This is a genomic window from Pedobacter duraquae, from assembly GCF_004362245.1.
Taxonomy (GTDB): domain Bacteria; phylum Bacteroidota; class Bacteroidia; order Sphingobacteriales; family Sphingobacteriaceae; genus Pedobacter; species Pedobacter duraquae.
In genome coordinates, this window is sequence record NZ_SNWM01000002.1 from 403,644 (window position 1) to 420,879 (window position 17,236).

Genomic DNA, 17,236 nt, shown 5'->3' on the forward strand with positions numbered 1-17,236 from the left:
TTATAAGCCGAAATATTTCATGTAGGTATCCATGTCTTTGTCTCCCCTACCGGAAAGGCATACGACAACGTTTTCATTTCCTTTAAAGTCCATTTTTTCCAGGTAGGCTAATGCGTGTGCACTCTCGATAGCCGGGATAATTCCTTCCATTTGGGTACATAACAATCCTGCATCCAGTGACTCTTCATCTGTAATAGATACATATTTTGCCCTCAGGGTTTTAAAGAGGTGTGCGTGTTGCGGACCTATTCCCGGGTAGTCAAGCCCGGCAGAGATGGAAAATGGCTCTACCACCTGCCCGTCTGTTGTCTGCATTAGGATACTTCTGCTTCCATGCAGTACACCCTCTTTCCCGAGTGCTGTAGTAGCTGCCGAGTGTCCACTCCCAACACCTTTCCCTGCTGCCTCAACAGCAATCAACTGTACACCTTCATCATTGATAAAATGATAAAACATGCCCATAGCATTACTACCTCCACCTACACAGGCAAGTACATAATCTGGCTGATCAGATCCCGTTTGTTCCAGCAATTGTTTTTTTGTTTCTTCAGAAATCACCGACTGGAAAACGGAAACCATATCAGGATATGGATGCGGGCCTACTACAGAGCCGATAATATAATGTGTATCTACAGGATTGTTAACCCAATCGCGCATAGCCTCATTAGTAGCATCCTTTAATGTTTTTGACCCTGAGGTTGCTGGTACAACTTTGGCTCCCAGCATCTTCATCCGCGCTACATTTGGTGCCTGGCGCTCTATATCAATCTCTCCCATGTAGACTACACATTCCAGTCCACGTAACGCACAAACGGTTGCTGTAGCCACACCATGTTGACCTGCACCTGTTTCAGCGATGATACGTGTTTTACCAAGTCTTTCTGCGAGTAAGATCTGTCCGATTGTATTGTTGATCTTATGAGCTCCTGTATGGTTCAGGTCTTCCCTTTTCAAAAAGATATTTGCACCATATTTTTTCGACAAGCGCTTAGCCAGGTATAATGGCGAAGGTCTGCCTACATAGTCTTTTAATAACTGATGAAATTCCTTTTGGAAATCCGGCTCATTAATTTTAGCCAGATAGTTCTGACGGAGCTCTTCTACATTGGGATATAACATTTCAGGGATGTATGCTCCGCCGAAGTCTCCGTAATAACCTTTATCATTTACAAAATAGTTCATATTCCGATGTGTTTTTCCTTAGGCCTGAAGGCCATAGAGGTTTGTTTTAAATGTTTTTATCTGTGCTATATTTTTCAGTCCGGGTTCCAGTTCGAATTTACTATTGATATCAATAGCGTACAACGCCGGATGGTTTAAAGCCTTGATTTCGTCCAGGTGTTCAAGGCCGATTCCCCCGCTCAAAAAGTAAGGCTTTTCTCCGCTATATTGTTTCAATTTTTCCCAGTTAAATGATTTACCGGATCCTCCGTGTGCTGGCGTTTTGGTGTCAAATAAAAAGTAATCAACTACATTGTCATACGTATGCAGCAGGTCAAAGTTAAATTCCTCATCAATCCCAAATGCTTTGATTACCTCTATATCAGGAAATTGAATCTTCAGTGACTCGCAGAGTTCCGGAGTTTCAGCACCATGTAGTTGTATTGTCCTTAAGCCGAAATCTTTAATAGTCCCGGCAATTGTTTGCAAATCTGAGTTTACGAATACACCCGTTGTTTTAATCCCTTTCGGCAAATGCCGCACCTGTTCTGCCACAAGCGCCCCTACATAACGTTTTGATTCCTTATAGAATATGAAGCCCATATAATCCGGTTCCACCTCAGCCAGTGCCTGGATATTATCCGGATTTTTCATTCCACAGACTTTCAATTTAATGTGCTGCATACTAATTGTTGATCAATGTGGTAAATGCTTTCAAGGCTTTTTTACCCATCAGGGATTCCTCGGCTTCATAGAAACAATCAGCGAAGGAAAGATCCGGCTTAATAGTTTGAATAGCGAGTGCTGCATTGCAGAGGACAACGTTATGTTGTGCATCCGTTCCTTCAGCATTCAATATATTTCTGAAGATCGTTGCGGAAGATTCCACAGTGTCACCACCTTTGATATCCATTTCATTTAGCTGCTCGAAGCCAAGATCACTCACCTTTCTAAGTGACTCTCCTTTTTTACTGAAAGTTTTAAAATCGCAGGTCAACGATACTTCGTCAAAGCCATCAAGCGCATGTAGGATAGTATAGTTCTTATCCGTTTCCTGATACAGGTAACCATACAAACGCGCGAGTTCCAGACTGAATACACCTACCAGTTGATTCTTGGGTTGGGCGGGGTTACACATAGGCCCGAGCATATTGAAGAAGGTTTTCACACCAAGTTCCTTACGTATCGGTGCCACGGTTTTCATTGCAGGATTAAAAAGTGGAGCATGAATGAAGCAGATCCCTGCCTGATCCAGATTGCGCTTTAAAATATCCTGATCGTTGGTGAAACGGTGACCAAGGTATTCCATCACATTAGAAGAGCCGCAGCCAGAAGAAACGCCGTAGTTACCATGTTTGGCAACCTTATTTCCTGTACCGGCAACTACAAAAGAAGCCAGGGTTGAGATATTGAAGGTATCCTTGCCATCACCACCTGTTCCGCAGAGATCGATTAATTCAAAATCGGAGAAACTAAGCGGAATACAGAGATCAAGCATAGCATCTCTAAAGCCCGCAAGTTCATGAACCGTGATGTTGCGCATTCCGTAAGCGGTAATGAAGGCTGCAATCTGCGCGTTATTGTATTCTCCCTGCGCTATCGACGTTAGGATTTTACGTGCTTCAAGCCTGCTAAAGCTTTTATTTTCAAAGAGGTGATTCAGTATTTTCTTCATGGGTATAAAACAAAAAAGGCTGCTTAAAAAAGCAACCCTATAGTATTTTTAGTAAAAAAACGACAAACAAAGGGTTACACTACGCTATTGCGCTGTGCCACCACCATTGAGTTAAAACGTTTTTCTGTATCATTCTGTAAGCAAAGATGGAATTGTTTTTAGTATTTGCAAAATATATTTAAAAAATATGTCTTTAACTGGATGATTACTTGCATGAAGCAAGGAATTCCAGAATATCAGCATAACGTTTACTGCAACCAAAAATCATCTGTGTGATCATGCCAACATGTTTTTTACGCGGAATAACCTCAAGTTTTACAGGTGTATTGCGCGCAGCGAGTTGCTCGTATAATCTTTTTGTCTGAATTTGAATTGCAGGATATGTTTTAGCACCATACCACAGCAGATGTGGATTTTTAATATTGGCAATATAATGCAAGGGTGAGGCAGCTGTCCAGGTATCCATGTTGGTGCTAAAGGTTCTAAGGAAGTCGAAGTAGCTGTTGTCCTTTTCTGCAGTACGCATATATTCATGCATATCCAGACCAAATGGGTCGTCAAGGATCAGACCTTTGATTGGGTTTTTAATACCTGCAGCAGCAAAATACCGGGGATCAGCATTGATCAACTCGGCGAGGTGGCCACCTGCAGAATGTCCCATTAAAAAGATGCGTGCCGGGTTACCACCGTATCTATTAATATTTTCTGTTACCCATTTTACTGCATTTGCGCAATCTGTTGCCATCTGCGGGTATTTGCTATCCGGCGCCAGACCGTAGTTTATCGTTACGGCAACAACACCTTTCCGGGCGAAGTTTCTTCCCAACCACCAATAGATATCTTTTCTCCCGCTGCTCCAGGAACCACCGTGTATAAAGATAACAACGTCCTTAGTTTGCTGATCTCCAGATTTACAATATACATTCAGTTGTCGGCGAACGTCGTTGTTGACCGTATAGTTAATGTCTTTTGCGACTTTAACATGTGCTGAGGCAGCAGCAAGCTGTCCGATAAAGGCAAAGAGCATAAGACAGATTCTGGCGGCAGTCATTGAATTATTTTATTAAAGCATTTTTTTCTTTGGTAAAATGGTTAAACACCAGTTTATCGGCCAAAGCCGGCAGCAATTTATTAAGCCATACCGTTAATTTCCCTTGTCCGGTCATAACCAACGTACGTTTTCCAGCAATAATACCGTCAGCGATATTCGTTGCTACTTCTTCGGGGCTCATCATCTTTCCTTCCTCCATGCTCGTCTCTCCATGTGCTTTCCCTTCAGCCGACAAAGCAGCCACACGAATATTTGACGTTGTGAAGCCCGGACACGCGAGCATTACATGGACGCCGGTTTGCAGCAGCTCTGTACGCAAGGACTCTATAAAGCCATTCATGGCAAACTTGGATGATGAATAACCAGTTCTACCTGGTAGCCCTCTAAATCCTGCTATAGAAGATACGCCAACAACGGTACCTTTGGTTTTTAGAATTTCCGGTAACGCATATTTAGTGCAGTATACGGTACCCCAAAAGTTAACATCCATCAAATTTTTCAAGACCGAGAGATCTACATCTGTAAACAGTGCACGCATAGATAATCCGGCGTTATTGATCAAGACATCTATCTGTCCAAAAGCATGAATTGCCTGGTCGACTAAAATTTTGCAATCCTCTTCTTTACTGACGTCTGTTTGAACGGCTATTGCCCTGATCTGATAATCTTTCTCCAGATTGGAGGTAATTTCACAAAGCGTTACATATTGACGTGCCGCCAACACCAGGTTTGCACCGCGTTTTGCCAGTTCATTGGCGAGGGCTAATCCAATACCAGAAGAGGCACCAGTAATGATTACTACTTTATTTTTAAAATCCATGGAATTTATTTGATGATAGAATTTTCGTAAGGTACCCGGGTAACGATAGACCGGCCGAGGGTAATTTCGTCTGCATATTCAAGCTCTCCGCCAAAGGCGATACCTTTAGCGATGGTAGTAATTGGAATCTGGAACTCTTTGAGTTTTTTGTACAAATAAAAAAGTGTGGTGTCCCCTTCCATTGTAGCACTCAGGGCCAGGATAACTTCTTTTACCGGGGTTGTAGCGACGCGCTGTACTAACGAATCAATAAACAGGTCAGATGGCCCTATACCATCCATCGGAGAAATTAATCCACCGAGCACATGGTACACTCCAAAATATTGAGATGTATTTTCCACAGCCATTACATCCCTGGTATCTTCAACAACACAGATAACTTCTCTATCACGTTTTGTAGCGCTGCAGATTTCGCAGATCTGGTTGTCAGATATGTTGTGGCAAATAGAACAGTGCTTGATTTCGTTCCTCAGGCGAATAATAGAATTGCCAAAAAGTTCCACTTCTTCAGTTTCCCTGTTCAATAAATGTAACACCAGCCTAAGTGCGGTCTTTTGCCCAACGCCAGGCAATTTAGAAAATTCATTGACAGCATCTTCCAGCAGTTTAGAAGAAAAATTCATAATACAAATTTATATTTATCTTCGGTTAATTGATTTTTAAAATATGATTTTATTACATTTAACACCTAAAAACATATAATGAGTCCCGCGATACTGCTATCTTTTTTAATAGGTTACTTCCTGCTGTTGATTATCATTGCCTTTGCCACGTCAAAGAAATCGTCAGACAATTCTACTTTCTTTATAGCCAATAGAAATTCTAAATGGTACCTGGTAGCATTCGGCATGATTGGCACCGCACTTTCTGGTGTAACGTTTATTTCTGTACCAGGAGAAGTTGGTGCGCCAACAGGAAATCAATTCCAGTATTTCCAGTTTGTATTAGGGAACGCCATTGGTTTTATTATTATTGCTACGGTGCTGCTTCCTTTATATTATAGGATGAGACTTACCTCAATTTACGGGTACATAGAACAACGTCTAGGGCATTACAGCTATAAGACTGCAGCATCGATTTTCCTGATCAGCAGAACCATTGGATCTGCTTTCAGACTCTACCTTGTCGTTATTGTACTACAGCGCTTTATATTTGACAGCTACGGCATCCCATTCTGGGCTACGGTTCTGATCTCTTTATTGCTGATCTGGTCTTACACTTTTAAGGGTGGCTTAAAAACCATTATCATCACCGATACCCTGCAGACATTCTTCCTGGTGCTGTCTGTATTTTTAACCTTATATTTCATCTGCAGCAGCTTAGATCTGAATATTCCGGCAGCTTTTGAAACCATTAAGAACAGCGGATATTCCAAAATATTCTTTTACGAGGACTTTCTCTCCAACGGGTTTCATTTCAGTAAGCAGTTGCTGGGCGGTATCTTCGTTACGATTGCGATGACGGGGCTTGACCAGGATCTGATGCAGAAAAACCTGAGTATGAAAACCATCAAGGAGGCGCAGAAGAACATGTTTACTTTTACTGGTGTGTTTGTGATCCTGAATATATTCTTTTTAAGTGTTGGTGCGTTATTATATATCTATGCTACAAAAAACGGCATTGAAATACCCCTGGATCACGTAACAGGCAAACCGAGAACCGACTTCCTGTTTCCTGAAATCGCATTGAACCATCTAAGTGTTGTCCCAGCTATTGTTTTTATGCTGGGGTTAACTGCTGCGACGTTTGCAACAACGGATTCCGCATTAACAGCGCTTACTACCTCCTTTTGTGTTGACTTTTTGCAGATGGACAAAGGAGAACAGACTAACTCAGCGGCATCGGTTAACAAACGACATATGGTGCATGTGGCCTTTTCGTTACTGATGTTTGTGGTGATCATTGTATTTAACGCGTTCAATGATGAGTCTGTAGTTAAAGGAATTTTTAAAGTTGCGTCCTACACCTATGGGCCATTATTAGGGCTATACAGCTTTGGCTTATTTGTACGTAACAGAGGCTTACACGATAAGTTGGTTCCCATCGTTTGTGTATTGTCACCGATACTCTGCTACATACTGAACAATTATTCTGCCGAGCTGCTTGGCGGTTACAAGTTTAGTGTAGAGCTAATTCTGGTGAATGGCTTGATCACCTTTTTTGGTTTATTACTGATCAGTAAAAAGACTGATCTGCAAACAAAATTTTAATTAAATATCTATAGAATGACGAGTGAAGAGAAAATAAGAAGTGCATTTGAAAATAAAGACTGGCAGGAGATTAAGGTAACAGACTCCTGGCAAATATTCAAGATCATGGCTGAATTTGTTGACGGCTTTGAGAAACTGGCTAAAATCGGCCCCTGCGTATCCATCTTCGGATCTGCACGTACTGCAGAAACGAACCCTTATTACGAGATCGCTGTTGAATGTGGTCGCTTGCTTACCGATCGTGGTTATGGAGTGATCACTGGTGGTGGACCTGGCATCATGGAGGCAGGGAATAAAGGTGCGCACACCAACGGAGGTAAATCTGTAGGATTGAATATTGAGTTGCCATTTGAGCAATTCCACAACAAATATATTGACCATAATAAATTACTGGAATTCGATTACTTCTTTATCCGCAAGGTGATGTTTATGAAGTATTCGCAAGGATTTGTTGTACTACCGGGTGGCATGGGCACAATGGATGAGCTATTTGAGGCGATTACCCTGATCCAGACCGGCAAGATTGCCCGTTTCCCGATTGTGTTGGTAGGCAAAGCCTACTGGGGTGGGCTGGTAGACTGGATTACCAATACCATGTTAAATCAGGAGCACAATATCCATGCAGAAGACTTAAACCTCTTCAGGCTTGTTGATACCGCGGAGGAAGCTGCAGAGCATATCTTCAGGTTCTATGACAAATATGTATTGAAACCCAATTTCTAACAAGGGTTTTATCAGGAGAAGGCGGGTATCTATTGGTATCCGCCTTTTTGATTAAAAATGACTTACACCACCAGAAACAACCAGTTTCATGGCATCGGCAGCTGTCATATTCAATTCCTTGATTTTCTCGTTTTTGACGATGTACACCTGTCCGGCAAAAGAATAAGAAAAGGGAAAGTAGACGATAGATTCGCCCGGCATACCTATAGAACTGAGGTCACTTTGCGTTAAAAAACCAATACGTTTGAGGTCGCCCTCCACTTCTACGAGTACAGGATGGTTAAATTTCTTTTCATCGCCAACAAAAGCTTCCGTGAGATCCTTAATAGAGGAATAGATAAACTTCAGAATCGGGAGTTTATTCATCATACGCTGAAACCAGTTGTACATCGGCTCCGTCACAAAGTAAGTAACAAAGATTCCTGCGGCCAGGATAATGGTGAGCACCATAAAAAGTCCCAGGCCAGGGATGTTGCGACTTTGTCCCATACCGGGATCGAGCCCTGGAATATTATTTATATTAAGCCAACTATCTACTGTTGTTACCGCCCATATAACCACAAACACGCTTAATGCAATGGGTAATACGACCAGCAAGCCCTTGATGAAGTAATTTAGTAATGCGCGACCAATCCTGTTCATGCAGCAAAACTACTCATAAAAATAGACTCGTTTAACTCTTTGAGAAATATTTGTAAGGATCTCATAGGGGATCGTATTTATCTGTGCTGCCAGTTCACTAATGCTGAGGCTCTCATCAAACACGATCACCTCATCACCGTTTTTAACATCCATTCCAGTGATATCCAGCATACACATATCCATACATATCGAACCTATTGTAGGCACTCTTTTGCCGTTGATGAGCATATGCCCTACGCCGTTACCAAACATACGGCTGTAACCATCGGCATATCCAATTTTTACTGTGGCAATCTCCCCACCTTCGGGCATTACTCCTCTCCTGCTATATCCGATACTGTCATGAGGTTTGATATGCTTCACTTGAGTAACCGTAGTTTTTAAAACCGCAACAGTCTGTAAAGTTCTGGCCTGTTCCTGTGCGGAATCGAAGCCATAGAGACCAATGCCCAGCCGTACCATATCTAATTGTGCATCTGGATGACGGGTAATTCCCGATGTATTGCTAATATGTCTGATCGGCTGATAGCCCAGTGTATCCGTAACCTTACCAGCAACGGTTTTAAACCAGGCAATCTGCGCTCTGGTAAAGAGATCATGCTTTTCATCATCACTTCCCGCGAGGTGGGAAAAAACACTCTGGATCTTAATGCTATCATTAGCATCAATAAGCTGTAGCATCTCTTCAATATCTGCCTCATCAAAACCGAGACGATGCATACCGGTATCTATCTTTAGGTGTACAGGATACGCTGGTTTATCCGACTGAAGGAATGCGATAAATCCCTTCAGAATTTCAAGATTGTAAAGCTCAGGTTCAAGCTTATACTTCACTATAGCCTCAAACGCCGCAGGCTCGGGACTCATCACCATAATTGGTAAGGTGATCCCGCTCTTTCGCAGGGCAATCCCTTCATCGGTATAAGCAACAGCCAGGTAATCTACCTTATGAAACTGGAGGACATTGGCGATCTCGAAGCTGCCACTGCCATATGAAAAAGCCTTAACCATGGCCATGATTTTTACGCCGGGCTTAAGTTGAGACTTATAAAATTTGAGATTGCTGACCAGTGCATTGAGGTTTACCTCTAATACGGTATCATGAATTTTCTGCGTGAGAAGCTTACTGATGCGTTCAAAGCCAAAGCGCCTTGCTCCTTTCACCAGAATAGATTCGTTATTAAAAGTCAGATTTGAAAAATCCTTGATAAAATCTTCTGTCGACTGGAAAAACTGTTTTTCGACATTGAAAAGATCAGCGTGCTCCATGATCTCAGTTCCTATTCCAATCAAACGTTGTACGTCTTTCTGGGTTATCAGTGCCGCAATCTCGGCATACAGTGCATCCGTGCTTTTGCCCGTTTCCAAAAGATCGGAAAGAATCAGCGTCTTTTTGTCGTGTTGATTTTGTTGATTAAGGAAATCAAGCGCTATGGCGAGCGAAGAGATATCAGCACTATAGGAGTCATCTATCACCGAACTCTGGTTGATACCGTTTTTAAGTTCCAGTCGCATGCGTACCAAGGTCAATTTTTCCAATTTAAGGTCTGCTTGTTCTGCGGTATACCCCATAGCAAGTAAGGTTGCCCAACATATAATAGCATTTTCTATCGAGGCCTTATCTGTAAAAGGGATGAGGCATTCGATCTCTGCATCCTGATAAATGGCTTTGATGTAACTTTTTCCATCGATAGGCTCTACGAATAAGATTCTAAGGTCGGCTTTGCGATCCATGCTCCAGGAGAACCTGCGTTGCCCAGGTAGGTTTTCTTCCGCCAAGCCTTGTAAATATTCCGGTGCGTAGATAAATACATCAGTATTTGTGAACAGTTTAAGTTTCTCGAGCAGCTTTTCCTGTGGTGAATTAAAGCCTTCGGCATGTGCCTCACCAATATTTGTTAATATACCTATTGTTGGCTGGATAATGGCTGCTAGTCGCGGCATCTCATCTGGCCTGGAAATTCCCGCTTCAAAAATGCCTAGCGTATGCTCATCGCGAATCTGCCAAACAGCTAACGGTACTCCGATCTGGGAGTTAAAGCTTTTAGGACTTCTGACGATATTATAATCTGTTGCCAGCAGCTGGAATAGCCATTCTTTGACTATTGTTTTACCATTGCTTCCGCTGATGGCAATTACAGGAAGCTGGTGTATTTTCCGGTTGAGGAGTGCAAGTTCCTGCAGTGCTGTCTTAACATCTGCTACCAGCAGGAAATTGGCATCAGCATGGTTATGAATAAAATGTGTATCACTGATTACGAAACTCCTAATTCCCTCCTGGTAGGCAGCATCAATAAACTGATGTCCATCACGTTCGGCCGGCAAGGCGAAGAACAGTGAATGACCGGGGTCGATCACACTGCGGCTATCTATAACGAGTTGGGAGATCAGTACATCTTTGATCAGCTTGAAATCGATAGCTCTGATTTGTTTGGCAATAGCAGCAATGGAATAGTTTTCTTTACTCATATTTCAGTCTTCTTCATCGCCTGAACAGCATAATCTGCGGCACGGGCAGTTAAAGCCATATAGGTAAGTGAAGGATTCTGGGTTGAAGTTGAAGTCATACAAGCACCGTCCGTTACGAACACGTTATGGCAAGCATGCAACTGGTTCCATTTGTTGAGTAGAGACGTTTTCGGATCGTTGCCCATGCGGACACCACCCATTTCATGAATATCGAGCCCTGGAGCCTGTGTTTTAGCATTGGGTTCGATATTTTTGAAGCCCGCTTGCGTAAACATTTCAGTAACCTGTTCCAGGTAATCTTTTTTCATCAGCGCATCATTCTCATCGTAGTCGACAGATACATTGAGCAAAGGTACGCCCCAATTATCTGTTTTTGTTGCATGGAGACTAACAAAATTACTTTCTTTTGGAATGGTCTCTCCCATCATGTGCGAATGCATTTTCCAGGGACCGAGCTTTCCATTGATCAGGTTGTTTTTTAAGTCGGCACCAATCGGGGACGAATCACGTTCTACATCTCTTCCAGCGCGGAAAGCTATAGCATACCCACGTTTAAATCCCGTTTCCTGTTGATGAAGATTTCTAAATCGGGGCATATAACCACCATCATTGGGCGTACGACCATCTGTAGTATACTGTTTAAGTCCATCAAATTCTGCAGAAACACGTGCGCTATAATTATGAAAAGCGACGTATTTACCGAGCAGCCCACTGTCATTTCCCAACCCGTCAGGAAAACGTTTAGATTTAGAGTTGAGCAGGATCAGGTTGGTATTTAAAGCTCCGGCGTTAACAAAAATTACACGCGCATAAAATTCTGTTACCGCTTTGCTATTTGTATCTACTACCCTTACGCCTGTAACTTTACCTTTAGCATCATCATAGATTACCGATTCCACTACCGAAAAAGGGCGCAGGGTTAAGTTACCTGTTTTAGCTGCCCAAGGCAAGGTCGAAGCATTACTACTAAAATATCCACCAAACGGACAACCACGCTGACAGAGCACCCGGTTCTGACATTTTGCTCTTCCCTGATCGAAATGCACCTGTTGAGGCCTGGATAAATGTGCACAACGTGCGCTGATCACATGGCGATCTGGATATTTATTTTTGATTACCCCACGGAAAAAATCCTCAGCAGCATTGAGCGGGTAGCCTGGCAGGAAATCTCCATCAGGAAGTTCCGCTAGTCCATCTTTATTTCCCGCAATACCGGCAAATCGTTCAACATAGCCATACCAGGGATCAATATCCTGATACCGAATTGGCCAGTCGACCGCAAAATTATCCCTTGCAGGCCCCTCGAAATCAAAGTCACTCCAACGCTGAGTTTGTCGGGCCCAAAGCAGCGACTTACCTCCTACCTGATAGCCGCGGATCCAGTCGAAAGGCTTTTCCTGTACATATGGATGTTCATTATCTTTAACCATGAAATGCATGGCATCCTCCCTGAAAGCATAGCATTTACTAACGATGGGGTTGGCCTTTTCAATTTCGAGGGTCAGTGCTCCGCGATGTTCAAATTCGTAAGGATACTTATTGGTTGTTGGATAATCTTTAATGTGTTGCACATCTTTTCCTCGTTCCAATACCAGGGTCTTTAACCCTTTTTCGGTAAATTCTTTGGCCGCCCAACCACCACTGATACCTGACCCGATGACGATAACATCAAAAGTCTGCTCTTTTATGGCGTCGATATTAATATTTGACATACTTTAAAATTATGCGGATTTTACGGGGAAGTAACCATTATAACGACCTGGGACAAGCTCCCATTTCACCAGATTTGTCATTACATATTTCGAATTCATATAGCCGTTAATGGTTTGTTGTTTAGTGATTTTATAGAAAGCATCGAGTTCCGGACTTTTTGATTTATCATGCTGAATCTGAAGCAATACTTCTTGTTGTTGCCTTTTGGAAAGCTTGGTGTAAGATTTTGTAAACTGATCGTAGCTTTTATCCTGTAACTGCGACATACCTTTCAGAAAAAGTTGTTGATCAACGCTGCTGTAACAATCATCAAGCATCTTCAATACAAACAGGTGTAGGTTGAGTTTTTTGGCTCCAGGTGTATCGGTTTCAGGGATTAACGTTTCTGCCACATCAGCAAGGAAATTTTCCTGGTCGAGGGTCAGCTTTATATTTTTCCAGGAAACTGTAGATTGCCCTTCTTCGCGCACACAAGCCGGTAACAAAGCGATACCACCGGCCATGATCAATACTTGTTTGATTACTAAACGTCTGTTCATTTCTATTTGGTCTGTTGCTAAGATAGTTAATTTAAGGCTTTATGCGGGTAATACTATCTTTGCATTAATCGGTATTCAATTTACAAATTTTGACAAACAAGGCAACTGTTATTTGGTATTTAAGTCTACGCATAGATGGATTGAACTAATTCCTGTTTATCGTATTATATTTTGTGCTTTGCGTGCCTAGAATGCGTAATATTGTTGTCTTGGAGACGAAAAAAACTGTACATCTTGATAAACGAAGTGCTTTGTTGAAAGCAGAGCATTATTGCGCGTACCAGGAAAGGTCGCAACAGGAAATCAGAGATAAGCTTTATGAATGGGGCTTACACAAAAATGATGTGGAGGAGCTCATTTCTGAATTGATAGGTACTAACTTTTTAAATGAGGAGCGCTTTGCACATGCCTATGTTTCCGGCAAGTTTAATATCAAGAAATGGGGTAAAATAAAGATCAAACAGGGGCTGAAGCTGAAGCGTGTTCCCGACAAGATGATTGTAAAAGCGCTTAATACGATTGATTATGATGATTATCTGGCAGCAATCCTTGCTGCTGCAGAAAAAAAAGCACCGACAATCCATGAGAAGGATGCCTTTAAAAAACGTTTTAAGCTAACAAGTTATTTAATGGGTAAAGGATTTGAAAATGATTTGATTTTATCTGTCCTGAAAAACAACAACTTAAGCTAGTACTATAAATTTTTATTGCAAATAACTTGTTTGAACTAGAATTGTAACTATATTTGCAAACCCAAACGGAAATAAGCGCCTTTAAATGGCATGGAAAGAAGCTTGGAAACGTCGGATGGCGTTTAAATTAAATCATGCGAAAGTAGCTCAGTTGGTAGAGCACGACCTTGCCAAGGTCGGGGTCGCGAGTTCGAATCTCGTCTTTCGCTCTAAATGTCTTCCTACCAGGAGGCATTTATTTCAAAGGTTAATAGCCTGCTCAGATGGTGGAACTGGTAGACACGCAGGACTTAAAATCCTGTGACCTTAAAAGTCGTGCGGGTTCGATTCCCGCTCTGAGTACTAAAATAAAGCGGAAAGCCGATCAGATAATGATCGGCTTTTTTGTTTTAGAATGGTACGGTGAAAAACACCGACTATAAGTACAAGAAATTAATGAATTCCTACCAAAATTAGCTACCTATCTTAACTCTGCGACTCTCGTAAACGCAATCTAATATATCCCGCCCCACTGATTATCCATTAAAAACTTCTTTTAATAAAAAACACGTTAATATTTGCGAAACCAAATAGTTGCGCATATATTTGCAACCGTATGGTTTCCGAACCAAATATTTAAAAAGATGAGAAGAGATATTTTCCAGGCAATAGCTGATCCAACAAGAAGAGCAATTATCGCTTTAATCGCGATACAAGCAATGACACCCAATGCAATTGCAGAAAATTTTAACACCACCCGGCAAGCAGTATCAAAACATCTACGGATCCTTACCGAATGCGAATTGATCAAACAAGAGCATCAGGGAAGAGAAATCTATTATTCATTAGAAATAGAGAAAATGAAGGACATTGACAAGTGGTTAGCGCAGTTTAGGGCAATCTGGGAAACCAAGTTTAACCAACTTGATGAATTATTAGAAAACATGAAACAACAATCTAAAAAATAAATTATATGGAAACTAACCTATTATTTGAGTTTACCGTTGACAAACCTGCAAAAACGGTATTTATTACAAGAGAATTTAATGCCGAACTGCCTCTGGTTTGGGACGCTTTTACCAAGAAAGAATTATTGGATCAATGGGTGGCACCTAAGCCATGGTCGGCAAGAACAAAACACATGGACTTCAAAGTTGGTGGCAGAAGGTTCTATGCAATGGTAAGTCCTGAAGGACTAGAGCGTTGGTCAGTTCAGGAATTTACTTCCATTACGCCAAAAACCAATTTCAAAATGCACAATGCTTTTTCAGACGAAAATGAAAACCCTGACTTACCAGGCTCTGATTGGGATTATAATTTTAGTGAACATAACGGTATAACAAAAGTTAGTATTACGATCTACAATGACTCATTAACACGTTTAGAGAAGATGATAGAAATGGGCTTCGAAACCGGCTTTAAAATGTCGATAGATAACCTTGATCAGTTACTGGCAACACTATCTGAAAAATAAAATCCATTTATACAAAACGTTATAACCTGATACATCCCTGTATCAGGTTTTTTCAATTGAATCCAGTGTTACATCGTGCAGTCTAAAACTATCCTGGATTTCAAAGCTCAGATTCACAAAACATGACCCTACCAATTTGCTAATTACATAGATCTACTAATGGCTTTTGTATGAAAGATGATTTTTCGATCATGCACATGTCAACCGCCGATAAATTTATATTTATCTTTAAAAATGAAGAAACTTGTACTAATCTGCCTGGCATGCTTGAGTTGCAAAGAAATTCCAAAAAAGAAAGAAGTTAAAGCAATAACACCAAATGTCAGCACTCAGATCAAAGCTGCACAGAGCGTAACCGGTCTTCAGGATAGTTCAATAACCGAAGAAGAGTTTCTGCAAGCATTTTCTGCTTACCAGAATCCATTTACGCCGGATTCGGCAAAATTCAGTTCTATCCATGGAAAGACGAGTCTACCGTTAAAAAGTGGCGTGCACGTATTCACAAACAACAATGGAGTACCGTACGACGAAAATATAGAGATCTATAAATACAGAGGTCAGTTTGAATCGGTTAAAAGCTATCTGGTAGAAGTGCATTTATATGAAGACAATTTTTTCTTATTGATCAACAAAAACTCAGGCAACATAGACACACTAAATGGTTTTCCTTATTTTTCTGCAGACCACCGTCGGATATTTAGCAGCCAGTATAACCCATATGAGACATATGATGACATGCCTCCTCCTACTCAGGATGCTGAGTTATACATGGTAAATAGTACTGGAGTTAAGCAGGTAACTCGCAGGCCATTTAAGTTTTTTATTAATGGAGCATGTTGGAAAGATAACAACACGTTGTATCTCAAAACGTCTTCAGACCAAGGTAGTACAGATTTCACTTATCGAATACTAGTGGTAAAACAGTAGCCGGTTATACTAACAAGATTTCCTGAATCTCTATTCCGTGATCTGTCAGCAGTCTACGGATTGCAGGAACCTGATCTACATCTTCATACCCGATGATGACACAATCCCTGACGTCAATAAGGTCATAAAAATCTAAAAGCGTTGCCGCTCTCGAATTATCATCAGTATAAATCTTGATTTTTTGAGCCATAGAAGTTCCGTTGCACAACAGCCTCCTCCAGCATATGCTGTCCTCACCCTTGCTGAACGAAAGTACCAGATAGTACCGGGCGGAAATTGGAAAAAAGCGAACAGGAAATTATCTTTTGAAAGACAGAAAATAGTCGGGTAGATAGAAGTTGTGTGGTGATGTCTTTACAATAGACTTAAAGGCATTATTGAAATGTGCCTGATCATAAAAGTTGTTCCCTAAAGCCAACATCGTCAACGTAGTCTTTTGTTGATCCGGGTAAGCAATATCATCTACCGCAGCGCGTAACTTCACGATCGATGACAGTTGTTTTGGCGACAAACCGATGTGTTTTTTGAATATTTTTTGCAGATAGCGTGACGAACATTCGAGTTTTAACGCGAGCTGCGTTATTGTAAAAGTTCCCTTAGAATCCATTATAGCTTTAGAAGCCTGATAAACTCGTTTACTTGCTACCCCTACTTTAAATGCCGGAGTAAATGTCAGAATGATGTTCTGAAAAATTTCCTCGTTGCTTAAGCCCGTCATTTTATCAATCAAATTCGAATTGATGTCTAACAAAGCCAAAGGCAACACATTATCTGTAAACGACTGCAGATCAAGTGACGTAAAATGCATCGGTGTCCAGGGATGAAGTTGGATCATTGTTGCTTTTGATTGAGGTAATAAGTCAACACTGATTGCTTCGGTCATCTGTCCACAGAAATAGGTTCCTGGAATCAAATGCTTTTCCCATCCTAAATGTTTAATCATTAACCCTGCTCCTTCTATTACGGCGATATTAAAACAGCCATTTGGCAGTACTGCTTTACCTGTAATTTGACCTGGATTGTTCAGGTTATCTAAAATCCATAGCTTCTTGATGAATATAGAAAATCTTTGATGAACATAATACTCTTCGTATTTAAACATTTGGCTCAGCTTTAGAATCTGATAAACTTACAATTTTCTTAGTGTATAGCGACTTACTA

Annotated in this window: 18 protein-coding genes and 2 tRNA genes; 8 read left to right on the forward strand and 12 right to left on the reverse strand. The window is 41.3% G+C overall.

Going from position 1 to position 17,236, the window contains the following annotated elements:
• From trpB to recR, 6 genes are all read right to left on the reverse strand, one after another.
• Positions 1–1,182 carry a tryptophan synthase subunit beta gene (gene trpB, locus CLV32_RS07805; protein ID WP_133554166.1) on the reverse strand — a complete coding sequence of 394 codons (1,182 nt, stop codon included), beginning with the start codon at positions 1,180–1,182 and terminating at the stop codon, positions 1–3.
• Between the two features lie 18 nt (positions 1,183–1,200).
• The gene (locus tag CLV32_RS07810) at positions 1,201–1,815 is read right to left on the reverse strand and encodes a phosphoribosylanthranilate isomerase (protein ID WP_243732261.1); all 615 of its coding nucleotides are present in this window, start codon (positions 1,813–1,815) and stop codon (positions 1,201–1,203) included.
• 31 nt (positions 1,816–1,846) lie between these two features.
• Complete coding sequence (gene trpD, locus CLV32_RS07815) at positions 1,847–2,836, reverse strand: anthranilate phosphoribosyltransferase (RefSeq protein WP_133554170.1); 990 nt, start codon at positions 2,834–2,836, stop codon at positions 1,847–1,849.
• 205 nt (positions 2,837–3,041) lie between these two features.
• The gene (locus CLV32_RS07820; RefSeq protein ID WP_133554172.1) at positions 3,042–3,887 is read right to left on the reverse strand and encodes an alpha/beta hydrolase; all 846 of its coding nucleotides are present in this window, start codon (positions 3,885–3,887) and stop codon (positions 3,042–3,044) included.
• A 4-nt stretch (positions 3,888–3,891) separates the two neighbouring features.
• Positions 3,892–4,707 (reverse strand): SDR family oxidoreductase, encoded by an 816-nt coding sequence (locus tag CLV32_RS07825; RefSeq protein ID WP_133554174.1) that lies wholly within the window; start codon positions 4,705–4,707, stop codon positions 3,892–3,894.
• A gap of 5 nt (positions 4,708–4,712) precedes the next feature.
• A complete protein-coding gene (recR, locus tag CLV32_RS07830) occupies positions 4,713–5,330 on the reverse strand; it encodes a recombination mediator RecR (RefSeq protein WP_133554176.1) in 618 nt (205 codons plus the stop codon).
• A gap of 78 nt (positions 5,331–5,408) precedes the next feature.
• Between recR and CLV32_RS07835 the strand changes: the two genes are divergently transcribed.
• Both CLV32_RS07835 and CLV32_RS07840 read left to right on the forward strand, forming a co-directional pair.
• Complete coding sequence (locus tag CLV32_RS07835; protein WP_133554178.1) at positions 5,409–6,917, forward strand: sodium:solute symporter; 1,509 nt, start codon at positions 5,409–5,411, stop codon at positions 6,915–6,917.
• Positions 6,918–6,932: 15 nt separating this feature from the next.
• Positions 6,933–7,640, forward strand: coding sequence for an LOG family protein (locus CLV32_RS07840; RefSeq protein ID WP_133554180.1), 708 nt, complete (start codon positions 6,933–6,935; stop codon positions 7,638–7,640).
• 51 nt (positions 7,641–7,691) lie between these two features.
• Here CLV32_RS07840 and CLV32_RS07845 read toward each other — a convergent pair whose 3' ends face one another.
• The 4 genes from CLV32_RS07845 to CLV32_RS07860 are packed head-to-tail and all read right to left on the reverse strand — an operon-like array spanning position 7,692 to position 13,003.
• Positions 7,692–8,282 carry a DUF502 domain-containing protein gene (locus tag CLV32_RS07845; protein ID WP_133554182.1) on the reverse strand — a complete coding sequence of 197 codons (591 nt, stop codon included), beginning with the start codon at positions 8,280–8,282 and terminating at the stop codon, positions 7,692–7,694.
• A 9-nt stretch (positions 8,283–8,291) separates the two neighbouring features.
• The gene (locus tag CLV32_RS07850; RefSeq protein ID WP_133554190.1) at positions 8,292–10,751 is read right to left on the reverse strand and encodes a bifunctional UDP-N-acetylmuramoyl-tripeptide:D-alanyl-D-alanine ligase/alanine racemase; all 2,460 of its coding nucleotides are present in this window, start codon (positions 10,749–10,751) and stop codon (positions 8,292–8,294) included.
• Positions 10,748–12,463 (reverse strand): GMC oxidoreductase, encoded by a 1,716-nt coding sequence (locus CLV32_RS07855; RefSeq protein WP_133554192.1) that lies wholly within the window; start codon positions 12,461–12,463, stop codon positions 10,748–10,750. Before CLV32_RS07855 ends, CLV32_RS07850 begins: the two co-directional genes overlap by 4 nt.
• A gap of 9 nt (positions 12,464–12,472) precedes the next feature.
• Positions 12,473–13,003 (reverse strand): gluconate 2-dehydrogenase subunit 3 family protein, encoded by a 531-nt coding sequence (locus CLV32_RS07860; RefSeq protein ID WP_133554194.1) that lies wholly within the window; start codon positions 13,001–13,003, stop codon positions 12,473–12,475.
• Between the two features lie 209 nt (positions 13,004–13,212).
• Between CLV32_RS07860 and CLV32_RS07865 the strand changes: the two genes are divergently transcribed.
• From CLV32_RS07865 to CLV32_RS07890, 6 genes are all read left to right on the forward strand, one after another.
• Positions 13,213–13,695, forward strand: a complete 483-nt coding sequence (locus CLV32_RS07865; RefSeq protein ID WP_394346170.1) for a regulatory protein RecX — start codon at positions 13,213–13,215, stop codon at positions 13,693–13,695.
• A 136-nt stretch (positions 13,696–13,831) separates the two neighbouring features.
• Positions 13,832–13,904: transfer RNA gene (locus CLV32_RS07870), tRNA-Gly, on the forward strand.
• A gap of 48 nt (positions 13,905–13,952) precedes the next feature.
• Positions 13,953–14,037: transfer RNA gene (locus CLV32_RS07875), tRNA-Leu, on the forward strand.
• Positions 14,038–14,318: 281 nt separating this feature from the next.
• A complete protein-coding gene (locus CLV32_RS07880; RefSeq protein ID WP_133554198.1) occupies positions 14,319–14,642 on the forward strand; it encodes an ArsR/SmtB family transcription factor in 324 nt (107 codons plus the stop codon).
• A gap of 5 nt (positions 14,643–14,647) precedes the next feature.
• Positions 14,648–15,148 carry an SRPBCC family protein gene (locus tag CLV32_RS07885; protein WP_133554199.1) on the forward strand — a complete coding sequence of 167 codons (501 nt, stop codon included), beginning with the start codon at positions 14,648–14,650 and terminating at the stop codon, positions 15,146–15,148.
• 234 nt (positions 15,149–15,382) lie between these two features.
• A complete protein-coding gene (locus tag CLV32_RS07890) occupies positions 15,383–16,075 on the forward strand; it encodes a hypothetical protein (protein WP_133554201.1) in 693 nt (230 codons plus the stop codon).
• Positions 16,076–16,079: 4 nt separating this feature from the next.
• On the opposite strand, the gene CLV32_RS07895 is transcribed toward CLV32_RS07890, so the two are convergent.
• Positions 16,080–16,265 (reverse strand): hypothetical protein, encoded by a 186-nt coding sequence (locus CLV32_RS07895; protein ID WP_133554203.1) that lies wholly within the window; start codon positions 16,263–16,265, stop codon positions 16,080–16,082.
• A 108-nt stretch (positions 16,266–16,373) separates the two neighbouring features.
• Entirely contained in the window at positions 16,374–17,177 is an 804-nt protein-coding gene (locus CLV32_RS07900; RefSeq protein ID WP_133554205.1) for an AraC family transcriptional regulator, read from the reverse strand.
• Between the last annotated feature and the right edge of the window lie 59 nt (positions 17,178–17,236).